Here is a 21,620-nt window from a genome sequence, read left to right as displayed (position 1 = left end):
CCAGCAGCATTTTGTGGCGTAGTCGGCATGAAGCCGACATACGGACGTGTATCCCGCTATGGACTCGTCGCATTTGCTTCCTCCTTGGATCAAATCGGGCCATTGACACGCAACGTAGAAGACAATGCCATGCTCCTTAACGTCATTGCAGGCAATGATCACCGTGACTTCTCATCATCATCAAAAGAAGTTCCAGATTACCGCAAGGCGTTGACAGGTGACATCAAAGGTTTGAAAGTGGCCGTTCCAAGAGAATTTTTAGGAGAAGGTGTGGACGAAGCGGTCAAAACATCTGTACGTGACGCCTTAAAAGTCCTTGAATCCCTCGGAGCAGTTATCGAAGAGGTCGATTTGCCACATGCCAAATACGGTGCGCCTACTTATTATGTCATCGCTTGTGGCGAGGCTTCATCCAACTTGGCAAGATTTGACGGAATCCGTTACGGCTACCGTCCTGAAAATGTGAAAAATCTAAAAGAACTTTATTTCCGCTCCCGTTCTGAAGGGTTTGGCCCAGAAGTGAAGAAACGGATTCTATATGGAACATATGCATTAAGTGCAAACCAGTACGAAGACGTATATGTGAAGGCACAAAAAGTCCGTTCCTTGATTTCGCAAGATTTCTCGGATCTCTTCCAGAAATATGATGTCATTGTCGGCCCGACAAGCGCTACTACAGCGTATAAGCTAGGGGAAACCGTATTTGATCCGTTGACGCTTTATGCAAATGACATCTTAACTGTACCGGTTAACCTTGCAGGCGTACCAGCCATCTCCGTACCATGCGGGGCTGCTGAAGGGTTGCCGATTGGTTTGCAAATTATTGGGAACCACTTCGAAGAAGGATTGCTTTACAAAGTGGCGCATGCCTTTGAGCAAGCGTCCGATTTCAAGGCGGGCACTCCGTTAGTTGGGGAGGGACAAAACCGATGAACTTTGAAACAATTGTCGGACTTGAAGTCCACGTAGAATTAAAAACTGATACAAAAATCTTCTCACCGGCCCCTGCCCATTTTGGTGCAGAGCCGAACATGAACATTCATGTGACTGATTTAGCATATCCAGGTACATTGCCTACCATGAATAAACGTGCGATCGACTATGGAATGAAGGCATCCATGGCATTGAACTGTGAGATCGCTCCGGTCATGAACTTTGACCGAAAGCATTATTTCTATCCGGACAATCCGAAGGCGTTCCAAATCTCCCAAGATAAGCGCCCAGTCGGAGCAAACGGCTGGATTGAAATCGAAGTAGAAGGCAAAAAGAAGAAAATCCGGATTGAACGTGTCCATCTTGAAGAAGATGCAGGCAAACTGACGCATACGGAAGGCGGATATTCTCTTGTCGATTTGAACAGACAAGGCACGCCTCTTATCGAAATCGTAACGGAAGCGGATATACGCTCTCCAGAAGAAGCGTATGCATTCCTTGAAAAATTAAAAGCCATTATTCAATACACTGGCGTATCGGATGTTCGGATGGAAGAAGGTTCACTTCGCTGTGACGCCAATATTTCAATCCGTCCATTTGGCCAAAAAGAGTTTGGTACAAAAACCGAGTTGAAAAACTTGAACTCGTTCAACTTTGTCCGCAGAGGGATTGCGAATGAAGTAGAGCGCCAAGAGAAGATTTTGCTGTCGGGCGGCAAGATTGTTCAAGAAACTCGCCGGTATGACGAAGCGACTGGACAAACTGTATTAATGCGGGTAAAAGGCAGTGCGAACGACTACCGTTTCATCAATGAACCGGATTTATCAGAAATCCACATCGACCAAGAATGGATGGACCGTGTACGTGCGGAGATTCCAGAATTGCCGGATGCTCGTAAGGCAAGATATGTACAAGAACTCGACTTGCCTGAATATGATGCACACGTTTTGACATTGACGAAGGAAATGTCTGATTTCTTCGATGCGACAGTAAAAGCAGGAGCTGACGCGAAGCTCGCTTCCAACTGGCTCATGGGTGAAGTGTCCGCTTATCTGAATGCAGAACAGAAAGAATTGCATGAAACGGCTTTGACGCCTGAAGGGCTTGCGAGCATGATCAAATTGATCACAGATGGAACGATCTCTTCTAAAATTGCGAAGAAAGTATTTAAAGAATTGATCGAGAACGGCGGAGACGCAGCTGAAATCGTCAAAGCAAAAGGGCTTGTCCAAATTTCAGATGAAGGTACGCTTCGTACTGTCATTACAGAAATCCTGGATGCCAACGAACAATCCATTGAGGATTACAAGAACGGTAAGGACCGGGCAGTTGGATTCCTTGTCGGCCAAGTAATGAAGGCGACAAAAGGACAGGCAAATCCACCGCTTGTTAACAAGCTGCTTCTTGAAGAAATCAATAAACGCTAAGAGCAATGTTACGGACGTCCTATGGTTGGCTTCACCGAGTCAGACATAGGGCGTTTTCTGAACGTGTTGTTTGCCTCGCGGCGTTTCTATCAGTAAACTGGGGTAAAGGAGTGTGGAGAGAATGAAAACGGAAAAACAATATTTTGACGAAGCAATCTCCCTCGCCGACTATACGGCTAAAATGGAGAAGCATAAAGAGAACACAGAACGGGTATATGAAAAATTCGAAGTACCGCAAGATGATGGGTTCATTGAATTGCTGAAGGAAAAAAGACCGGAAATTCTCGTCATTACTGAAGACTGGTGCGGGGATGCCATGATGAATAATGCCATCTTGCGCAGGATCGCGGAAGCGGCTGATTTGGATGTGCGAACCGTTTATCGGGATGAAGACACGGATTTGATTGACAGGCATTTGACGAACGGCGGCCGGTCCATACCGATTTACTTGCTGCTTGATGCCAATGGGGAAGTAGCAGCGAAATGGGGACCGCGGGCAGCTTCTATCCAGCAGGATGTGTTGGAGCGCCGCAAGCAATTGCCACCGAAGGAACATCCGGAATTTGAGGAAAAGCAGAGAGCATTCATTGAGACCTTAATGGCAGAATATACATCGAAACCGGAACTTTGGTTGACGGTTTATGAAGATATGCGAAAAACATTCATGCCTGTCTTGCAGGAAAAGGCATAAGTCGGAAACCCGGATGGTCCGGATACGTCTTATGAATGATGGACTATTATCATATTTGTTGAATTGAGAGGTAACGAGGATGAAGCGTGCACGAATTATATACAATCCGACAGCGGGCAGAGAAGTGTTTCGCAAGCATCTGGCTGAAGTATTAGAAAGACTCGAACAGTCCGGCTATGAAACGTCCGCCCATGCGACGACTTGCGAAGGGGATGCGACAGAAGCAGCCAAGCACGCCGTGGAGCGGGGATTCGACCTGATTATCGCGTCAGGCGGAGACGGGACGTTGAATGAAGTCGTGGCCGGTGTCTCCTCCTACGAGAACCGTCCTAAAATCGGATTGATTCCGACTGGTACAACGAATGACTTTGCGAGGGCACTCCGCATCCCTCGGGATATCGATGCCGCGCTTGATATTATTATCAAAGGAAAGTCAATTCCTGTCGACGTCGGCTTGATGAACGGCAATCGTTATTTCATTAATATTGCCGGAGGCGGCCGTTTGACCGAATTGACATATGAAGTGCCAAGCCGTCTGAAGACGATGCTGGGCCAGCTTGCCTATTATCTAAAAGGAATTGAAATGTTGCCATCCATCCACTCCAGCCCTGTTCGCATCGAATATGATGGAGAAGTGTTTGATGAAGAGGCTATGCTTTTCCTTGTTGGGTTAACTAATTCGGTTGGCGGTTTTGAAAAACTGGCACCGCAATCGAGTATCAACGATGGCAAGTTCACATTGCTCATCTTAAAAAAATGCAATATCGCCGAATTCATCCGAGTTGTTTCATTGGCGCTTCGCGGAGAGCATTTGGATGACCCTCTCGTCATTTCAACGAGCGCTGAGCGTATCAAAGTGACGTCAGATGAGGAAGTATTGCTGAATCTCGATGGCGAATATGGCGGCACATTGCCTGCTACATTCGAGAATTTATACCGCCATATTGAAATGTTCGCACCGTATGATGAATTGCGAGAACAGGACCGGGCGTAACTGCCGAAATTTTGAAGTATGCCTGACCAATTATAGAATGAAAAACCTGCACATCCACTAAGGGATTGCAGGTTTTTTTGCCCCTTTTTAGGGAAGGGAATAAGAATAAGTTCATGAATCCATAAAATCAAGTGCTTCGTCCTGCCGTCCTGCCAAATCTGGAAGTTGGCTTAACGGAACCCATCGGCAGCAGAAGGTCAATCCATTGTCCTTGCCGTCGCTATAAACATGATTTTCCCAAGCGTCCTCGCTATTGCCCATGTAGGACAAATGAAAAATATTGCGTTCGTATACAATATCTTCCCGGTTTTTAGGGTAATGATTCTTTTTGTGTAGCTTACCGACCAATTCCAAACGGTCTCGGGGAATCCCTGTTTCTTCCTCCACTTCGCGGTACAGTGCATCGATAAGCAATTCATCTTCCTCTATAGTCCCTCCAGGCACTTGGACGCCGGCTTCGGGATGATCCTTCTGCTCGAACACAAGGAGTTTCAGGTCGTCTTGTGTGCCTTTCGTAATATACGCTAATACTTTACGTTTCACTTCCATTGTGCTCACCTCACAAACTAGTTAATTAATTCATTCTACATAACATTCCAAAGATTCGCAAGTGTCCTGTTTATAATGATTTTTGTCGATGTCATGCATTTGTCCCTGTTCTGTACCCGATTGGACGAAGATTATTCACAGATAGCTCATAAATGAAAGTTATTCTTCCTATAAATGAGGGAAGGATATGAAGGAATGACTTCAAATAGAAAGAGTGGATATCGAATGAATAAAGAACGGTGGTTGATATCTTATGTATAAAAATCATGAGAAGTGGTTGATATGGCTCGCGTTCATCGTCGCAGGCATTATGTTCATTTCAATTCTTGGTCGAATATTCGGATGAGGGGGCAGGGGAAATGATAAATGAAGAAGCAGTCTTCTATTCGCGCGTCTTAACTGAGTTGACGCTGAGCTTTCACATTTTGTATGCCACGATTGGCGTCGGTGTGCCCATCATGATCATGATTGCTCAATGGGTCGGCATTAAGAAAAATGATGAGCACTACATATTACTGGCCAGACGTTGGGCACGCGGTTTCGTTATTACGGTGGCGGTAGGAGTTGTGACAGGTACGGCAATCGGACTCCAATTGTCGTTATTGTGGCCAAATTTCATGGAGCTTGCCGGTAATGTAATTGCATTGCCATTATTTATGGAAACCTTTGCATTCTTTTTTGAAGCGATTTTCCTCGGAATTTATTTGTACACATGGGATCGATTCGAGAATCAGAAGAAACACTTGCTGCTGCTTGTACCTGTGGCTATTGGAGCTTCTTTCTCTGCCGTATTCATCACCATCGTCAATGCCTTCATGAATGCACCGCAAGGCTTTGACATCGTTAATGGTCAGCTGGTTAATATCAATCCGATTATCGCAATGTTCAACCCGGCCATGCCGACCAAAGTGGCGCATGTCGTCATAACGGCATATATGACAGCGGCATTCGTTCTTGCTGCAATAGCCGCGTTCAGACTGTTGAAGGGCTCCGACCATATTTATCACAAAAAGGCACTCTACTTAACAATGAAGCTCGGCTTAGTATTCTCCATCGCTACAGCTATTATCGGAGACTTTTCGGGTAAATATCTGGCAGAATATCAACCGGAGAAGCTCGCCGCGGCTGAATGGCATTTTGAAACAAAAGAGAACGCAGAACTTGTTTTGCTAGGCATTCTGAAAAATGATGAAGTGAAATATGCAATAAAAGTGCCATTTGGCCTTTCATTGCTTGCGCATAATGATCCGACAGCAGAAGTAATAGGTCTGGATCAGTTCCCAGAGGACGAACGCCCTCCTTTATATATCCATTTTCTTTTCAACTTCATGGTGTTGATCGGCATGTGGATGGCGTTCCTTGCGGCTTGGTTCTGGCTCGGCATTCGCAGAGGTTGGAAATCCGTCCAATCCAGATGGTTCCGCTGGCTTATCGTTTTAGGCGGTCCGTTATCATTCCTTGCCATTGAATTCGGATGGTGGCTTGCAGAAGTCGGTCGACAGCCGTGGATTTTGCGCCGAATTATGCGCGTCGAGGAAGCAGCGACGACAAGCAATCATGTAGATCTGATGCTTATTTTATTCTGTGTCCTGTACTTAGTACTCGGTACCGGCAGTGTGGTCGTTCTTAGAAGAATGTTCCGCAAAAATCCGGTGGAACGTGAACTGGAAGACCGTCATGCGGAAAGGGGAAGTGATGTACGATGAATTTAGAGATTCTCGGTATATCGGTTCTTTGGACATTTTTGTTCGGCTACATTATGGTAGGTGCAATTGATTTCGGAGCAGGCTTCTTTAATGCTTACAGCCTGCTGACAGGAAAACAACGAATTTTGACAAACGTCATCCAGCGTTACCTGTCTCCGGTTTGGGAAGTGACCAACGTTTTTCTCGTCTTCTTCTTCGTCGGGATTATTGGATTCTTCCCGAAAACAGCCTTCTATTACGGAACGACTTTGCTTATTCCGGTCAGCTTCGGGATCATCCTGCTGGCTGTTCGCGGTTCGTACTATGCATTTGAAACATACGGAGCCAGGGGGCATAAAGGCTATTCATTCATGTACGGCTTGGCCGGCCTGCTCATACCCGCTTCCTTATCCATCGTGCTGACAATCTCAGAAGGCGGTTTTATCGAAATGATCGATGGCCGGCCAGTCTTGGATTATTGGCTGCTATTCACAAGTCCGCTGACTTGGTCGATTGTCGTACTGAGTCTGTCTGCAACACTTTACATTTCTGCGGTGTTCCTTACATGGTATGCCAATAAAGCGGGTGACATCGAGGCAACCGGCCTGCTCCGGAAATACGCGCTGATTTGGGCGCTGCCAACGATAATAACAGCAGGCGGCATTATTTTTGAATTGCGCAAGCACAATCCCGCTCATTACGAGAACATCCAAACGTTCTGGCCGATGTTTCTCATCTCGTTCATCTTATTCATGGGGACCGTCTACCTGCTCGCCGCACGAAAACAATATGGCTGGGCATTCGGCCTGCTCGGCGGCCAATTCGCCTTCGCCTTCTTCGGCTACGGCGCGTCCCATTATCCATACTTGCTGTACCCGTACTTAACACTGTACGACAGCTTTACCAACCCGGCCATGGCGACCGCCCTCGTCATCGCGTTCATCCTTGGCCTATGTCTGCTCATTCCGTCGCTCATCCTGATCATGCGGCTATTCCTTTTCAATAAAGAATACGTCCGCGGCAAGAGCGACCATCACGCATAAGGAGATGATGAAACATGCCAATAACCTTTACAGAATTCTATATATTCATTGCCCCCTTCCTCGTGCTCATCGCCGCCCTCGCCGTCGGGTTCTTCATTGCCCCGAAAGATGAAGCGATCATCAACGCCGCAGGACGAAAGGCAAAACGTAAATCGAAGAAGTGAACGGGTTTGCTGGTGACCGATTGGCGGATTTGTGTGTGGCGTGCCTGCATGGCGTTGGAGTTGTTTGGACTCAGATAATCTGGCTGAACGTCGGAAAAGCAGGTTGAACGCCAGAATATCGGGTTGAACGCCAGAATATCGGGTTGAACGCCAGAATATCGAGTTGAACGCCAGAATATCGGGTTGAACGCCAGAATATCGGGTTGAACGCCAGAATATCGGGTTGAACGCCAGAAACCTGGTTTGAACGCCAGAAAGCCAGGCTGAACGCCAGAAACTTGATTTGAAAGCCAGAACCCGAGTGGAACGCCAATAAAACGGTGTGAACGCCAATATACGATGAACACCAGAAAAAACCGTGCGTTCATCAGTCACCATGAAGCAACGCGCCAAATAAAAGAAAAATTCGCCAAAACAACATGTGAATTCGCCAAATTCAACTGCTTACGCACCAAATGAGCACAAAGAACGCCAAATAACAGCATCGGCATGCCAAATAAGTAGGCAAGTGCGCCAAAATGAAGCAGGAAATACAGTGATCACAATTCAGGCATTGGACGCGCAACCATTGAAGTGGGCATCCATATGGGATTTTTAGCTAAGTTCAAAACGTTAAAAGGGACAATGCTCTACTCCACAAGATGAGAGCTGTCCCTTTTCTTCATGAGAAAATGTTCAGAAACTGCTTACCTTCAATGAAAACATGCTACACTGTGTACATACGAAATGTGGAGGAAGAACGACATGTCTTTTATTGTGAATCAAAATGACCGCCTCACTGTGACTGTGGAGGATTTGACGCATGACGGGTCAGGCGTTGCAAAAGTGGAAGGATATCCGCTATTTATTCCAGGTGCGCTGCCTGGTGAGGAAGTGGAAATCAAAGTCGGAAAAACATTGAAAAATTACGGGTTTGCCCAACTGCTTGAAGTGAAACAGCAAGCGCCGAATCGGGTGGAAGCCCCGTGCCATGTGTTCTGGGAATGCGGCGGCTGCCAATTGCAGCACCTTTCCTATGAAGCACAGCTCCAGCAAAAACAAAAGCAAGTACGCGATGTCATCGACCGGATTGCGAAACTGCCTCATGTCCCTGTTCATTCTGTCAAAGGAATGCAAGACCCATGGCGCTATCGCAATAAATCGCAGATTCCCTTCAGCGAAAGGAACGGTCACGTCGTATCGGGTTTCTTTAAAACGCGTACACACCATATCGTCGACACCGATGTGTGCATTATACAAAGTGAGGAAGCGGATGAGCTGATGTCCACGCTGAAGCATGAAATGCATGCACTTGGCTTGGACGCCTATGAAGAGAAGGCGCATCGTGGCATGCTGCGGCATTTGATTGTCCGGAAAGGGCGGGCGACAGGCGAGATTATGGTCGTTCTCGTGACATTGAAAAAGAAGTTTCCGCAAAAGCAGGCCGTTGTCGATTTGATCAAGAGAGTTGTGCCTGAAGTGACATCGATCATGCAGAACATCAATCCGGACAAAACGAACGTCATATTCGGAAATGAAACAATTAATCTGGATGGCAAGTCAGTCATTATCGATAAAATCGGGGATGTTCAGTTTGAAATTTCCGCTCGCTCCTTTTATCAAGTGAACCCAGTGCAAACGGAAGTCCTGTATGGACAAGCACTGGAATACGCGCAACTTTCCGGTGATGAAACCGTGATTGACGCTTATTGTGGAATTGGAACGATATCGCTCTTCCTTGGCCAGCAGGCGAAGGAAGTGTATGGCGTTGAAATTGTTCCTCAAGCAATTGAGGATGCAAAGCGGAATGCAGAATTGAATGGTATTACAAATGCCTATTTTGAGGCAGGTGCGGCGGAAGAGGTCATTCCGAGTTGGTATGCAGAAGGAAAACAGTTCGATGTTCTCGTAGTAGATCCACCGCGCAAAGGCTGTGATGAAAAGTTACTAACTACAATTTTGAAATACAAGCCAAAGCGGGTCGTTTATGTGTCCTGTAATCCGGGAACGTTGGCACGCGATTTACGTATTTTGGAGGATGGCGGCTACCGGACACAAGAAATACAGCCGGTGGATATGTTCCCGCAAAGCAGTCATGTGGAATGCGTAGCGTGGCTGGATTTGTAATTGAAAATCAATCCCATCTTTCAAGGTATCTAAAAGTAGGGCTGAGTCAGTGCTAATTGAGTTAATTTTTTTATTCCCTCGGATTAATGGTTCGGGGGAAATTTTTGCTCTTGCCACCATACTTCTTCGGGTAGAGACTACTAGATAGACATGAGGAGAGTTTTCGAATTATTTTATGGTAATATGATAATAAATAGAATGACTAAATAGGGACTATCCACCTTTGAATGTCTTAATTGCTTAAGTACGACAATAAGCCTGTGAATACCAAGCGTGTCATGCTAAAGACATCATCCCTACTAAGAAGCTTTTTAGATGGTAGCCAACACGAGAGTTAAACAACAAAGAGAGCTTATTGAATACGGCTTGTACCGTGCAACAGGTCAAGCAATAAGGAGACCATGATGACAATAATTGATAAATTACATCTCACAAAGTATAAAAATATGGCGGTTCTTAATCAACCTGATGACTATGAATTATTTAGTGGCTGCAAGGTATCGTTATCCAAGAAGCATGATGCTATCTTTGTTTTTGTGAAAACGTTGGAAGAGATAGTCGCTTATACAAAGCAAATTATCAATGAGGAACACTTGCTTGAAAAAGGATATCTATTTTTTGCTTATCCGAAAAAAGGGAATAAGCGACATGATACGTACGTGCACAGAGACGATATTTTTCCAGCGATGCAAGTCGATGAGGATGGCTATATCCCTAACAGTGATATAAAATTCTCCCGGATGGTCAGTATGGATGATGTATATACTGTTGTTGGATTAAAACGTGAAACAAAGAAAGCCAAAAAATCATCCGCTGCTAGTCAGCGTGTCGGAGATTATGAAGAGAATATAAAAGACATTGAAACACTATTAGCAAAGCATCCTAATGAATTAAAATTTTATCAGGAATTATCACCGGGGTATCAAAGGGATTGGGCCCGCTATATCTTTTCGGCAAAACAGCAGACAACGCGTGAAAAACGGCAAGCGCAAATGGTGGATATTCTCTCGCTAGGATATAAATCTGTTGATTTGTATCGTCAAAAAAAGAAGTAGGAATGCCATTGATGTGTATCTAAGTTAGTTACTCTATCTTAAAGTAAATTCGCAACTAGGGGGATGTTTCGGTGTCAAACAACGTTGATGATTACATTCAGCAAGGAATGTATGGACATAAAGAAACGAAGCGAACGGAACGTAAGAGATTTCTGGGAACGATTCGTGAACGTATTGTTATCGCGCTTACACAAGAACAAGTGTGGGAGCATGGCATATATAAACAAGTCGAGGAAGCGATTAAGGGAAACAGGTCAGCCCATTTATATTTGAATGGAAATATTCACTACGAGGTGCTGTCAAAATATACGAAGATCGCTTCCCAAAATGATGTCCTTTATACAATAGTGACTAATTTGGAATCAGATACGGATATTGGCCTTGTTCTTGCGTATGACTATGCTATTGATAAAGAAGAGATTTATGTTAAAAGAGAAATTCAGATTCCAAAGAAAGGAGAAAGAAGAAAAAAAGGCTTGTCTGGCATCTTAGCAAAACTGTTTAAGATGAGTTAAGTGATTTGATACTTAAGGTAGGATAAATAGATCCTGAAATCCATTGAAGAATTGTGGATTATCCGCAAGTAACAGTCGTTTGGAATCTATATCCATTTCGGGTTTTGTGATAGAATAAAAAGACAACTGCATAGGGTGGTCGGTTGTCATTCTTCTTTTCCTTTTGGAAAGGAGGTGATGCCGATGGAGCTTTTTCTTGCATTCCTGCAAGAAGTTTTGAAAGGAATCGTGCGTGGAACGACAGCGTATGTATTTCAGAAAAAATTTTTGGAAGACAAGAAAACCACCCTGCGCCGTAGGAAGCTAAAGGGTGGTTTTCGAAAGAAATGATGTAATTTGACAGCCACCACCTAAAAGGCAGCAGTTGTAGAGAGAGGTGTTGACGCACTTCTCTCTTATAATTATGTTCATTATATCGAATCCGATACTTATATTCAAGTGACTTCCTCTTGGTTCGACTTTAGTTCAATTCCAATAAATTAATTATGCAGTTTCATGCCAGTTTCCTTATTGTCCTACGAATCATAGGCAATTGGGGAAACTGTTTTTTTTATCAAGATATTCTTTGAACATCATGAAATCAGGTACTCGTCTTACTTGGAAACACCGTTCCTCATAAATCCTAAGAAACGATTAGAATATACATAAGAGGGAACTATAGTAGAAGAACAAAACAAGGAGGTAGATTGGATGAAAGGCATATATATCGCCCTCATTTCCCTCATGGTGATTAGTCTCGCGGCGTGTGGAAGCGATCAGAATGATCCAAGTGCAGAAGAAGGAACAACGAATGTGCCCGCCAGTCAACCGAATGACACTACTACGACTGACAAAACATCTGACACAGATCAAATAAAGGCAGACATGGATAAGCTAAGCTTCCAAGAAATTGAAGTGGAGATTTCATACGGTAAAGACAAAGAATATGAAGCGGAAATTGAGCAGGACCAAAATGAACCAATCAAAGCGAAAATAGAGGACGAAGTGAATCAAATCTATCTAAACGGGCAGGAAGCATTTGACGATCTGTACCCTAAAGTACAGCAGTTTGATTTGTCAAATGAGAGTACGAAGGAAGAAACCATTAACCAAGTGCTAAAAGTCTTTAACCTGCAGGCGGACTATGAAAAGTTCGAGGTGGAGATTACGTATAATGAAGGCAGCAAACTCGATGTGGAAGATCGAAAATAATAAAACAGCAGCACCCTTAGCGGAAGTGCTGCTGTTTTTATGTGGAAATCTTGAGGGATCTAGCCCTTGTTAAATATCCATTTTATTAGATCTTTTCCTTGGCTAGAAGTTATTTGATTCAATGATATGCTTTTCAGTATAGAACGCCAGGAAGAGATCAAGATTATTTCGACGGGTAAGTCCCGATTTCTCACGTGTAAATTTGATAAAAAAAGTTCAATCTTATCTTCCTTATCGTAAGGCAGTTCTTCACTAATTAACTTGCAGATGTTAAATTTGACCGCTGCGTCTAAACCAGTAAGCAGTGCAGCCTGCAAAGCTTCTTCTGGCTCTGCAAATAAAGAAGCGGCTCCCTCCATTCTATCAATGACTCTTTGTTCCATCTCCGTCCGAATCACTTCATACAAGTTTGCCTTTGAGCCAAAATGATGATAAATCGCTCCTGTTGTCATTTCCGCTTTTTTGGCGAGCTCCTTAGATTGATAACAATAAGTAGATAAAGTGCACCAATAACTTAGTCTACATAATCTCAAGAACCTTTTAATAGGTTCTTTTTTTTTATATTTTTCCTTCCAGTCTGAAATGACTTGTCTCTAGAGATCACTCCGAGTATTTTCAATTTCATATTTACGGATTTTATAATTTAGGCTTTGTCTTGTGATACCTAAGAGTTCCGACGCGTTTGTAATATGAAAGTTTGTTTTCTGTAATGTTTTCAATATCAATTCCTTTTCAAAAGATTCGACGCGATCGGTCAGATTCATGTGAGAGCTGAACTCATCCTCAGCGAAGTGCGTTGCAGTCGTCTCGTCATGAAGAGAAGTTAAAAGATAATCAGGCAAATGTTCTGTCATGATAACGGTTTCATTATGCAGGACAGCTAACACACCTTCGATCAAATACTCCAATTGTCTAACGTTGGCGGGATAATGATAATTTATGAACAGTTCCATAGCTTCCTTTGAAACGGAAACTGCATTGGCCGAAAATGGACTTTGTTTCTTATGGATGAAATGTTCGATGAGCAAGGGGATTTCTTGTTTTCGTTCGCGGAGCGGCGGAATATGAAATGCCGTCCCACTGATCGCATAGAAAAAGTTTTCCAAAAGAATCTGTTCTTTGAAAGCGATGGCAGGTTTGATATTCATTGTACATATAAATTGGACATCAATGGGCACCTCTGTTTCTTCTAGTTCCTTAAACAGCCTTTTGTTATGAATGAGGTGCAGTAATTTATTTTGAATCGAAATATCTAAGGCGTTTACGTTCTGCAATATGATTGTGCCTCCATGAGCTTTTTCAAGAAGCCCGACGGAATCTACCGTCCCAAAGAGTGACTTTTCAATAAAATGAGGAGGCAATGAATCGCAAGATATGCAAAAGCTTGGGCTCTTTTGTTGAGTAATATAACGGGCAAGCTGTTTTTTTCCTACGCCTCTTTCTCCATAAATCAATATATTTCCTGAAGAATTGATTGTACGAATTGCATCCTGCAAGATTTTTTTCATTCCTCTAGTTGAATGAATATACTCCACTGCTTGTTCATTGCAGGGCAGGGAGGGGGCTGCAGTCTGGCCTTCCTGAACAAGATGCAATTGGTGAATCGTCTGTCCTAATTCGGATAGTTTGGAGACATCTTTTACAGCACATAAGGCGCCTGTTTTCTGGCTCCCTAAAAATAAGGGGCGATTGCTCTGTTGAATATCATACTTTTTCCCGCTTCTAGAGATAAAGGATTCGTTCTCAATGATCTCTCTCTCTGTCACTAAAGCGCTTAACAATGGATCGTTCGTATAGGAAGCCTCAGGGAACGCTTTGCTATATTGCTCGCCGCGCATGCTGGAAGGTTCTCTCGCATCCAACTCTCCCATTTTTTTATTGTAGAAAACAATCTTTTGATTGGAATCAATGAAGCAAATTCCTTCCTCCACATAATCCAAAATGTTATGAAACTGACGAATTTGCCGTTGGGCAGCACCTAGTTCGACTGTAAGCTGATGGACATTAGAAATGTTCTTCAAAATAATAAATGCATGGTTTTTGTCATAGAAATGGAAGTTGCCCATGACATGGTACATCCCGATGGTGAGGCTAATATTTCGCATATCCTGCCGATGATTATAAAACAGCTGGATATCTTTTGATGGAATCATATCTTGTATTTGTTTCCCAATTAAATCGCTTACAAGCAACTTCGGGAAAAAATCCAGAACTGACTTGTTAACTGATCTAATAATCCCCATATGGTTTGTCTGTATTACCCCTTCGAAGAGGATGGGTGCTACATCTTCAAAATGAATGGACGTGAGGTGTTTCATTTTCAACCATCTCCGAAAAATAATTTTCTCTTTCTTGAAGCAGATCTAAAAAATCATATAATTGACTCTATCATATTCAGGTACCTGCTTGTCTATAGTTTTTATTTGTAAATAAAGACTTGGGTATGAAAAATATTTTGCGAAAAATATTTGTCGTGTTGATTGAGCGGATCATCCAGACAATACAAGAAGGGAAGAGGAACCGTTGGAAAAAGTGAGTTTACAAGGAATCAAAGTAGTCGATGTTCATGCACATCCTTTCAGAGAGAGTACAACACCCGAATCTCCTGTCAGCTTCTTACGAAAGTTATCTCTGTCTGTCATACCGGAAATGTTTTCAAGTCTGGAAGGCATTGAGAAACATCAGCCATATCCAGGGTCCAATATGTGGATTCAAATTTTATTGCGGCAGATGGCTGCTTATTATTCTTGTGAAGAAGACTTGACGGCTATTGTAGATAAACGAAATCAAAAAGCGAAAGATTATCAGGCCTACACGAAAGAGCTGTTCCAGGATGTCAATTTAGTCGGAGCGATCATGGATTTCGGGTATCCTCAACCGCCTATTAATCATGCTGAGTTTGAAGGCATGACAGGCGCTCGTATATGGGAAATCAGCCGAATTGAGCCAATCATGGTGTCATTAGCCGAAATGAATATCAGTTTTGACGACTTTATCAGCCGTTACCGAAAGCGTTTACAGGACGATTTGTCTGATAATCAAGTCGTCGGTTTAAAAACAATTATTGCTTACAGAAGCGGTCTCGAAGTGTTGGATATGGATCGGCAGGCTGCTGAAAAGGATTATGAAACATTTGTTCAAGATAACCGGGCCACTGCCAAAGCATTCCGGGATTATTGTTTCCATATTGCGATGGAAGCGTGTACGGAAGCGGATAAATTCATGCACATTCATACGGGAATTGGTGACGGAGAAGTAGTTATGACAAAAGCGAGCCCAAGCTTCCTGCTTGATACGCTGCGGAAAGAAAAATATAAAGATACAAAAGTCCATCTCGTACACGGTGGCTATCCGTGGATGGAGGAGGCAGCATTCATTGTCAGCATTCTTCCGAATGTTTATATGGATATTTCTTTGCAAAATCCATTTACCGGCCATGGAGTGGAGCGTGTTATTTCACAAGTTCTTGAACTCGCGCCATTCGATAAGGTCATGTATGGATCGGATGCCTTTACAGTTCCAGAAATGAATTGGATGGGTGTCAGGCTGTTCATTCAGTGCTTTGAACGTGTGCTGAATGACTGGGTTGAAAAGGATTATATGAGTGTGGAAAAGGCTCAATTTATTGGCGAAATGATTCTTTATCGCAACTTCGAAAAGATTTACAACATTACAGTGTGATTGATTAGGGGGAGACTATATGGGAAATGATTTAAGGCTAGATTTACAACCCAAACGAACGTTGAAGTTCTGGCATATTTGGGCGCTTGGAGTGGGTGCAGTCGTAGGGGATGGTATCTTTTTATTGATGGGACAAGGGATTGCGGTTGCAGGGCCAAGTTCCATCGTATCCTATATCATCGCAGGGTTATTTCAACTTTTCTTAATCCTTGCGTTGACTGAAATGGCCGTAGCAATGCCTAATGCAGGGGCAATGTCCATGTGGGTGGAACGGTTCATGGGTAAATCCTGGGGGTTCCTTGCAGGGATGACGTTCGCCATTGGGTGGATTATTGCAGGAGGCAGTGTCGGCATGGCGTTAGGAAAAATCACGATGTGGTTCTTTCCTAGTTTGACTGCTAGTTGGTGGCCGACTTTCTTTGCCATTTTGTTTATCACGATATTTGCTCTTATCAATATGGCGGGTGTTATGTTTGCGGCCCGTTTACAGCTTTATCTTGTAGCAGCCTTGGTAGGTGTCATGGTTATTTTTGCAATCATCGGATTTAAGGACGTCGATTTAAATAACTTTACTCCGTTTATACCGTACGGAATGGAGGGATTTTTCGGTGCCATCCCAATGGGAACATATGCATATCTCGGCGCATTGACGCTAGTGACAGCAGGGGCCGAAGCAATCAATCCGGAACGGGATTTGCCGAGAGGTTTGATTTGGTCCAGCATTACTTTTATCGCCATCTATTCCTTCGCGCATTTCGTATTGCAAGGAATCATTCCATACACGGATGTCACAATTGACAGTTCTCCATTTACTGTTGCGGCAGGAAAAGTGTTTGGCGTTGCGGGCGCATTCATTATGAATGCAGCAGCTTGGATTGCGGCAGCTACAACGATCTTAATGGGAACTTTATACGCTGCATCCCGGATTTTCTATGAACAGGCAAGAGAAGGAATGCTACCGAAATTCCTTGGCAAGATCCATCCGAAGACATACGCGCCAATCAATGCAATTCTCATCATTTGGGCAGCAACGGTTGTCCTTATCGTGATTGGACAATTCAATCCAGATTTAATTTATATTGAGCTATCAAATCAACTGGTCATCGCATGGCTGTTCTCTTGGAGTTTAGCGTTGATTGCCAGTGTCATCTACCGCATGAAGCATAAAGACGAGATTGCCAAATTGCGTTGGAGACAACCGCTATTCCCGTTATTCCCGGTTCTCGGCTTCATCGGAATTATCATTGTGCTGTATGGTTCATTTGTCAATGACCTGATGACATTGGTGAGAGGCGGTATTTGGCTGGCTATCCTGTTCATCCTTTTCTCGGTCTTCAATAAATCAGCATTTAAGAAACAGCAGCCAGTACATGCGGAACAAGAAATAAAGGCAGGCGAAGTGAAGAATGATTGACGCAGAACGTATCTCAACAAGATTGAGTAACGAGATCATAGCCATTCGAAGACATCTACATCAGTACCCTGAACTGAGTTTCCAAGAGTATCAAACTGTAACGTTTATTCGGAAGATGCTAGAGGCTTGGGAAATCCCATATAAGACAATTGGTGAAACAGGCGTCTATGTGGATATTGTCGGCAATGAAGAGGGACCGGCTATCGGATTGCGAGCAGATATTGATGCTTTGCCGATACAGGAAGAAGCTGACGTTCCCTACAAATCGAAAATCGACCATGTCATGCATGCATGTGGACATGATGGGCATACGTCCATCTTGCTTGGTGCAGTCCACGAGTTATATGCAAAACGGGATGTTCTGGAAGGAACAGTCCGTTGCATATTTCAGCCGGGGGAAGAGGCAGATGGTGCTGCATTGGCACTGATTGAACAAGGCATTCTGGAAAATCCCAAATTGGATGCAGTAATTGGCCTTCATCTATGGCCGTACTTGCCATTCGGATCTGTGGGAGTGAAAACTGGAAGCATGACCGCATCCTGTGATGATTTCAAGATAGTCATCAAAGGAAAAGGGGGCCATAGTGCAAGACCACATGAGGCGGTTGACGCCATCACCATTGCCACCCAGCTGATTCAAAATCTGCAGTCAATTACGGCGAAAAGTTTTAACCCTGTTCATCCGATGGTGATCCATGTTGGGAAGATAGTAGGCGGGGAAGCCAGTAATGTCGTTGCCGACACCGTAACGTTGGAAGGGACGGTTCGGGCCTTACAACCCGACGTTCGCAAGAAATTACAGACTGAAGTGGAAAAAGTGTGCCGGGCAGCGGAATGTCTGTGGGATGCGAACGTTACCGTAGAATTTGTTTTAGGCGCTCCTCCGATCGAAAATGATCGTTTAATTGCAAATGAGTTTGAAGCCATGGCGAAGGAACTGCTAGGAGAGGAACAAGTCTTTGAATTAAAGGATCCTTCCATGGGAGCAGATGATTTTGGTTACTTTTCCGAAGCCGTACCAAGTTTTTATTTCAGATTGGGAATTAAAAAAGAGGGCGAAGTGTCCTACGACTTGCATCATCCAAAATTCCATTTTGACGATCAAGTCCTGGCGGTCGGGGTCAATTTATACGTCAATTTTGCAAAACATCTACTGAAGAAAGTGAGGTCATGAGTATGAAGAAGGTGACAACGAAAGAAGATGTGCTCCAGCGTATCGAAGAAGAGGGCATTGATTATATCCGGATTGAGTTTTTGGATTATACAGGGGTTACACGTGCACGGACTATACGTAAAGAGTTTATTGCCGGGGCGATGGAAAGCGGTGTGAATTTTAGCACTGCCATCATGGATTTCACCATGTTCGATACGTATGTGCCAAACCCGTTGTATGGAACAGACGGAGGAGACTTTTTTGCAATGCCGGATCCTGAGACATTCGTTGTGCTGCCTCATCGTAGAAATACGGCTAGGATGTTCTGTGATTTGGTCGATGAGAATGGCAACCCATGGTCGGGCTGTCCGAGAAGCGTGTTAAAGAAGTTGCTCAAGGAAGCAGAAGAGGTCCTGGGCGGTAAACTGTTCATGGTGTATGAGCAGGAAGCGTATTTATTGAAAGAGGAAAATGGAAAACTAGTCCCGGCTGACCGAAGTGCATGCTTCTCAACAGACGGATTGGACGAACAAGAAGAGTTTGTGCAAACTTTCATAGAAACGATGAAACAAATGGGCGTTGAAACGGAACAGATGTCGAGCGAATATGGTCCGGGACAAGTCGAAATCAATTTGAAATATGATCACTGCCTTAAAGCAACGGACGATCAAGTGACGTTCCGTCAATTGTTCAAGCATGTCGCGAGAGACTTGGGAATGGTCGGAACACTTGCACCGAAACCATTCAATGATTATGCCGGCAGCGGACTTCACATCCACATCAGCTTATTTGATGAAAAGAAAAACCTGTTTAAAGATTTAAGTGATACGCGCGGACTGGATTTATCCGACACGGCCTATCATTTTATCGGAGGCATTCTCCACCACGGGAAATCATTATCGGCAATCGGCGCACCGACAATGAACTCTTATAAACGGATGATTCCCGGCTCTTGGGCACCTGCTCATGTTTGTTATGGTGCTGGGAACCGCTCGGTATTAGTGCGGGTTCTCGAACCAAGAAGGGAAAGAAGATTTGAGTATCGCGGTGCAGATGGAACATGCAATCCGTATTTGTTATCAGCTGCTTTAATTGCCGCAGGTCTTCACGGCGTCAGACAACGGATGGATCCGGGCGCTCCATTGGAACAAGATGCCGGCACCTTATCCAATCAAGAACTCGAAGCACTGGGGATCGACTGGGTACCACGTCATTTGAAGGAAGCTTTGGATCATCTCGCAAAGGACACCATCCTCGCTGAGAGTATCGGAAGAGACATTTGGCAGGAATTCATCAAGGTGAAAAACGAAGAATGGAACCAACATCATAACCGGGTGGATGAGTGGGAACGTCAGTTGTACGCATCTATCTTTTAAAACAGAACCCTCTTGGCTTAGTGCCAAGGGGGTTTGTTGTGTTTTGGACAGTACTGTTCAAACTGGCGCTACTTCTTCTAGTAAGTGTATTCGTATTTGCTATACTGATAATAAATAGTCAAGCGTGAACTGGGGGAGTGGTCGTTTGGAACGGTGGACAATGAATGTACCGGAGTATGTGCTGACGCAGATTTTGGAGAACGCGTTTCAATGGTTTGTTGTCGTTGACCAGAATTCAAGGATTTTGTACATAAATGAAAATTACTGCAAGTTTCTGGAGGTTGATCGGGAAGAGGCAATCGGCAAACCGGTAAATGAAGTGATCGAAAATACACGCATGCATGAAGTGGTTCAGTCGGGTGAGGAACATATTGCATCGCCTCATTTTATCAAAGGAACCTATATGCTTGCGAACCGAATACCGATCAAAGTGGATGGCACGATTGTCGGTGCTTTTGGGAGTGTTGTCTTTCGAGATTTGCATGATTGGCATCATTTGAGTTCCAATGTGAAGCAGACTTTGGAGAAAATCAACATTACGTCCTTGTCTTCAGAAGAAACGTCGTACCGGATCAGCGATATAAAAGGGTCTTCTCAGGCGATCCGGTCCATAAAGAAGACGATTCAAATGATTGCACCGAGCGACTTGCCTGTCTTGATTCAAGGGGAGAGTGGGACAGGGAAGGAAATGTTTGCTCATAGCATCCATCATCTGTCCGATCGATCGGATAAAGCATTGATAAAAGTGAATTGCGCTGCCATACCTCCCGATTTACTTGAATTGGAGCTGTTTGGACGGGGTAAAACGTCGACTTCTCCTGAAGTGAAGGGAAGGATCCACATGGCAGATGGCGGGACGTTGTTTTTAGATGACATCGGCAGCTTGCCCCTTCCTGTGCAGGTGAAACTTCTGCGCCTGCTCAATACAGGAGAGGTCGAATCATTGAATTCACCCAAAGAAGACAAGGTGAATGTTCGTGTAATCGGAGCGGCTAATCAGCCGTTGACGGACCTGATCAAGTCTGAACATTTCCGTGAGGACCTCTATTACCGTATTCAGGCGATCACTTTGTATGTGCCGCCTCTGCGAGAGAGAATGGAGGACTTTTCAGAGATTACAAGCTACATGTTTCATCAGGCGATTGTTAAAGGAGGGAAGAGGAGCCTCGTACTTGCCAAGGAGACGATGGATTATTTAACTAGTTATCATTGGCCAGGCAATATACGTGAATTGCAAAGTGTTATCCAAGCGGCAGTCTATTTAACGAGTGGCAACATCATTTATCCGGATGCGTTACCGCCACAAGTGAAACAACGGAATGCCTACTATACTCCAAGTTCAAGGACGCTTGCAGAATCGCTTGAAGAACTGGAGGAGAAAATATTAAAGGATACATTGCGGCAATTCCCGAATAAAAGAGATGCGGCGATCATACTTGGATTAAGCAAAAGTACTTTATATGAAAAGTTGAAAAAATATGAGTTATGAACTATTTTCCGGTAATCCGGAATTTATTCCGATTTTCCGGACTGAGTTCAATTATGTTTTACCATATACTCTATAAATTGTCCGGAAAACCGGACTAATTTATTCTTGAAAAGCGTGCAAACCCTGATATAAGTGGGTTTGCATTTATTTTTTT

The 21,620-nt window shown here is 44.0% G+C and carries 21 protein-coding genes; 17 read left to right on the top strand and 4 right to left on the bottom strand.

Annotation, left to right across the window (positions count from 1 at the left end):
* From NCCP2222_RS16690 to NCCP2222_RS16675, 4 genes are all read left to right on the top strand, one after another.
* Nucleotides 1-933, top strand: a 933-nt coding sequence (locus tag NCCP2222_RS16690; protein ID WP_248513513.1) for an amidase family protein, incomplete at its 5' end; no start/stop codon positions are given.
* Entirely contained in the window at nucleotides 930-2,360 is a 1,431-nt protein-coding gene (gatB, locus tag NCCP2222_RS16685; protein ID WP_248513512.1) for an Asp-tRNA(Asn)/Glu-tRNA(Gln) amidotransferase subunit GatB, read from the top strand. The genes NCCP2222_RS16690 and gatB, both read left to right, overlap by 4 nt.
* 121 nt (nucleotides 2,361-2,481) lie before the next feature.
* Nucleotides 2,482-3,051, top strand: coding sequence for a thioredoxin family protein (locus NCCP2222_RS16680; protein ID WP_238078808.1), 570 nt, complete (start codon nucleotides 2,482-2,484; stop codon nucleotides 3,049-3,051).
* Nucleotides 3,052-3,130: 79 nt separating this feature from the next.
* A complete protein-coding gene (locus NCCP2222_RS16675) occupies nucleotides 3,131-4,045 on the top strand; it encodes a diacylglycerol kinase (protein WP_248513511.1) in 915 nt (304 codons plus the stop codon).
* Between the two features lie 111 nt (nucleotides 4,046-4,156).
* Here NCCP2222_RS16675 and NCCP2222_RS16670 read toward each other — a convergent pair whose 3' ends face one another.
* On the bottom strand, nucleotides 4,157-4,594 hold the full coding sequence (locus NCCP2222_RS16670) for an NUDIX hydrolase (RefSeq protein WP_248513510.1): 438 nt from the start codon (nucleotides 4,592-4,594) through the stop codon (nucleotides 4,157-4,159).
* 359 nt (nucleotides 4,595-4,953) lie between these two features.
* On the opposite strand from NCCP2222_RS16670, the gene NCCP2222_RS16665 reads away from it, so the two are divergent.
* The 3 genes from NCCP2222_RS16665 to cydS are packed head-to-tail and all read left to right on the top strand — an operon-like array spanning nucleotide 4,954 to nucleotide 7,486.
* A complete protein-coding gene (locus NCCP2222_RS16665; RefSeq protein WP_248513509.1) occupies nucleotides 4,954-6,300 on the top strand; it encodes a cytochrome ubiquinol oxidase subunit I in 1,347 nt (448 codons plus the stop codon).
* Nucleotides 6,297-7,322: a cytochrome d ubiquinol oxidase subunit II gene (locus tag NCCP2222_RS16660; protein ID WP_248513508.1), complete on the top strand. Its 1,026-nt coding sequence runs from the start codon at nucleotides 6,297-6,299 to the stop codon at nucleotides 7,320-7,322. The genes NCCP2222_RS16665 and NCCP2222_RS16660 overlap by 4 nt, the downstream gene beginning before the upstream one ends.
* A 14-nt stretch (nucleotides 7,323-7,336) precedes the next feature.
* Nucleotides 7,337-7,486, top strand: coding sequence for a cytochrome bd oxidase small subunit CydS family protein (cydS, locus tag NCCP2222_RS20900; RefSeq protein ID WP_375709205.1), 150 nt, complete (start codon nucleotides 7,337-7,339; stop codon nucleotides 7,484-7,486).
* A 70-nt stretch (nucleotides 7,487-7,556) separates the two neighbouring features.
* Here cydS and NCCP2222_RS20895 read toward each other — a convergent pair whose 3' ends face one another.
* Entirely contained in the window at nucleotides 7,557-7,799 is a 243-nt protein-coding gene (locus NCCP2222_RS20895; RefSeq protein WP_375709204.1) for a hypothetical protein, read from the bottom strand.
* Between the two features lie 431 nt (nucleotides 7,800-8,230).
* Between NCCP2222_RS20895 and rlmD the strand changes: the two genes are divergently transcribed.
* From rlmD to NCCP2222_RS16630, 5 genes are all read left to right on the top strand, one after another.
* Nucleotides 8,231-9,592 carry a 23S rRNA (uracil(1939)-C(5))-methyltransferase RlmD gene (rlmD, locus tag NCCP2222_RS16650; RefSeq protein ID WP_248513506.1) on the top strand — a complete coding sequence of 454 codons (1,362 nt, stop codon included), beginning with the start codon at nucleotides 8,231-8,233 and terminating at the stop codon, nucleotides 9,590-9,592.
* 404 nt (nucleotides 9,593-9,996) lie between these two features.
* The gene (locus tag NCCP2222_RS16645) at nucleotides 9,997-10,647 is read left to right on the top strand and encodes a YdeI/OmpD-associated family protein (protein WP_248513504.1); all 651 of its coding nucleotides are present in this window, start codon (nucleotides 9,997-9,999) and stop codon (nucleotides 10,645-10,647) included.
* Between the two features lie 71 nt (nucleotides 10,648-10,718).
* On the top strand, nucleotides 10,719-11,162 hold the full coding sequence (locus NCCP2222_RS16640; protein ID WP_248513502.1) for a YueI family protein: 444 nt from the start codon (nucleotides 10,719-10,721) through the stop codon (nucleotides 11,160-11,162).
* 183 nt (nucleotides 11,163-11,345) lie between these two features.
* Entirely contained in the window at nucleotides 11,346-11,492 is a 147-nt protein-coding gene (locus NCCP2222_RS16635; RefSeq protein WP_248513500.1) for a hypothetical protein, read from the top strand.
* Nucleotides 11,493-11,852: 360 nt separating this feature from the next.
* On the top strand, nucleotides 11,853-12,353 hold the full coding sequence (locus NCCP2222_RS16630; RefSeq protein WP_248513498.1) for a YusW family protein: 501 nt from the start codon (nucleotides 11,853-11,855) through the stop codon (nucleotides 12,351-12,353).
* A 59-nt stretch (nucleotides 12,354-12,412) separates the two neighbouring features.
* On the opposite strand, the gene NCCP2222_RS16625 is transcribed toward NCCP2222_RS16630, so the two are convergent.
* Both NCCP2222_RS16625 and NCCP2222_RS16620 read right to left on the bottom strand, forming a co-directional pair.
* Nucleotides 12,413-12,886, bottom strand: coding sequence for a TetR/AcrR family transcriptional regulator (locus tag NCCP2222_RS16625; RefSeq protein ID WP_282570727.1), 474 nt, complete (start codon nucleotides 12,884-12,886; stop codon nucleotides 12,413-12,415).
* A 60-nt stretch (nucleotides 12,887-12,946) separates the two neighbouring features.
* Entirely contained in the window at nucleotides 12,947-14,671 is a 1,725-nt protein-coding gene (locus tag NCCP2222_RS16620; protein WP_248513494.1) for a sigma 54-interacting transcriptional regulator, read from the bottom strand.
* A 214-nt stretch (nucleotides 14,672-14,885) separates the two neighbouring features.
* Here NCCP2222_RS16620 and NCCP2222_RS16615 point away from each other — a divergent pair, with 214 nt between their 5' ends.
* The 5 genes from NCCP2222_RS16615 (at nucleotide 14,886) to NCCP2222_RS16595 (ending at nucleotide 21,466) form a co-directional block, all read left to right on the top strand.
* The gene (locus tag NCCP2222_RS16615; protein WP_248513549.1) at nucleotides 14,886-16,034 is read left to right on the top strand and encodes an amidohydrolase family protein; all 1,149 of its coding nucleotides are present in this window, start codon (nucleotides 14,886-14,888) and stop codon (nucleotides 16,032-16,034) included.
* A 19-nt stretch (nucleotides 16,035-16,053) separates the two neighbouring features.
* The gene (locus NCCP2222_RS16610; protein ID WP_248513492.1) at nucleotides 16,054-17,448 is read left to right on the top strand and encodes an APC family permease; all 1,395 of its coding nucleotides are present in this window, start codon (nucleotides 16,054-16,056) and stop codon (nucleotides 17,446-17,448) included.
* Nucleotides 17,441-18,622, top strand: a complete 1,182-nt coding sequence (locus NCCP2222_RS16605; protein ID WP_248513490.1) for a M20 metallopeptidase family protein — start codon at nucleotides 17,441-17,443, stop codon at nucleotides 18,620-18,622. Before NCCP2222_RS16610 ends, NCCP2222_RS16605 begins: the two co-directional genes overlap by 8 nt.
* A gap of 2 nt (nucleotides 18,623-18,624) precedes the next feature.
* Complete coding sequence (locus tag NCCP2222_RS16600; protein WP_248513488.1) at nucleotides 18,625-19,977, top strand: glutamine synthetase family protein; 1,353 nt, start codon at nucleotides 18,625-18,627, stop codon at nucleotides 19,975-19,977.
* 145 nt (nucleotides 19,978-20,122) lie between these two features.
* Nucleotides 20,123-21,466 (top strand): sigma-54 interaction domain-containing protein, encoded by a 1,344-nt coding sequence (locus NCCP2222_RS16595; protein WP_248513486.1) that lies wholly within the window; start codon nucleotides 20,123-20,125, stop codon nucleotides 21,464-21,466.
* Nucleotides 21,467-21,620 lie beyond the last annotated feature (154 nt).

This window comes from Sporosarcina sp. NCCP-2222 (genome assembly GCF_023168145.1).
GTDB lineage: Bacteria > Bacillota > Bacilli > Bacillales_A > Planococcaceae > Sporosarcina.
This window is presented reverse-complemented; position numbering and strand designations above follow the sequence as displayed.

What these genes read in the sequence shown, in the direction of transcription:
- NCCP2222_RS16670 (WP_248513510.1), bottom strand. Translation starts at nt 4,594, where the DNA reads ATGGAAGTGAAACGTAAAGTATTAGCGTATATTACGAAAGGCACACAA.
- NCCP2222_RS16605 (WP_248513490.1), top strand. Translation starts at nt 17,441, where the DNA reads ATGATTGACGCAGAACGTATCTCAACAAGATTGAGTAACGAGATCATA.
- cydS (WP_375709205.1), top strand. Translation starts at nt 7,337, where the DNA reads ATGCCAATAACCTTTACAGAATTCTATATATTCATTGCCCCCTTCCTC.
- NCCP2222_RS16610 (WP_248513492.1), top strand. Translation starts at nt 16,054, where the DNA reads ATGGGAAATGATTTAAGGCTAGATTTACAACCCAAACGAACGTTGAAG.
- NCCP2222_RS16660 (WP_248513508.1), top strand. Translation starts at nt 6,297, where the DNA reads ATGAATTTAGAGATTCTCGGTATATCGGTTCTTTGGACATTTTTGTTC.
- NCCP2222_RS16600 (WP_248513488.1), top strand. Translation starts at nt 18,625, where the DNA reads ATGAAGAAGGTGACAACGAAAGAAGATGTGCTCCAGCGTATCGAAGAA.
- NCCP2222_RS16635 (WP_248513500.1), top strand. Translation starts at nt 11,346, where the DNA reads ATGGAGCTTTTTCTTGCATTCCTGCAAGAAGTTTTGAAAGGAATCGTG.
- rlmD (WP_248513506.1), top strand. Translation starts at nt 8,231, where the DNA reads ATGTCTTTTATTGTGAATCAAAATGACCGCCTCACTGTGACTGTGGAG.
- NCCP2222_RS16620 (WP_248513494.1), bottom strand. Translation starts at nt 14,671, where the DNA reads ATGAAACACCTCACGTCCATTCATTTTGAAGATGTAGCACCCATCCTC.
- gatB (WP_248513512.1), top strand. Translation starts at nt 930, where the DNA reads ATGAACTTTGAAACAATTGTCGGACTTGAAGTCCACGTAGAATTAAAA.
- NCCP2222_RS16675 (WP_248513511.1), top strand. Translation starts at nt 3,131, where the DNA reads ATGAAGCGTGCACGAATTATATACAATCCGACAGCGGGCAGAGAAGTG.
- NCCP2222_RS16665 (WP_248513509.1), top strand. Translation starts at nt 4,954, where the DNA reads ATGATAAATGAAGAAGCAGTCTTCTATTCGCGCGTCTTAACTGAGTTG.
- NCCP2222_RS16680 (WP_238078808.1), top strand. Translation starts at nt 2,482, where the DNA reads ATGAAAACGGAAAAACAATATTTTGACGAAGCAATCTCCCTCGCCGAC.
- NCCP2222_RS16630 (WP_248513498.1), top strand. Translation starts at nt 11,853, where the DNA reads ATGAAAGGCATATATATCGCCCTCATTTCCCTCATGGTGATTAGTCTC.
- NCCP2222_RS16645 (WP_248513504.1), top strand. Translation starts at nt 9,997, where the DNA reads ATGACAATAATTGATAAATTACATCTCACAAAGTATAAAAATATGGCG.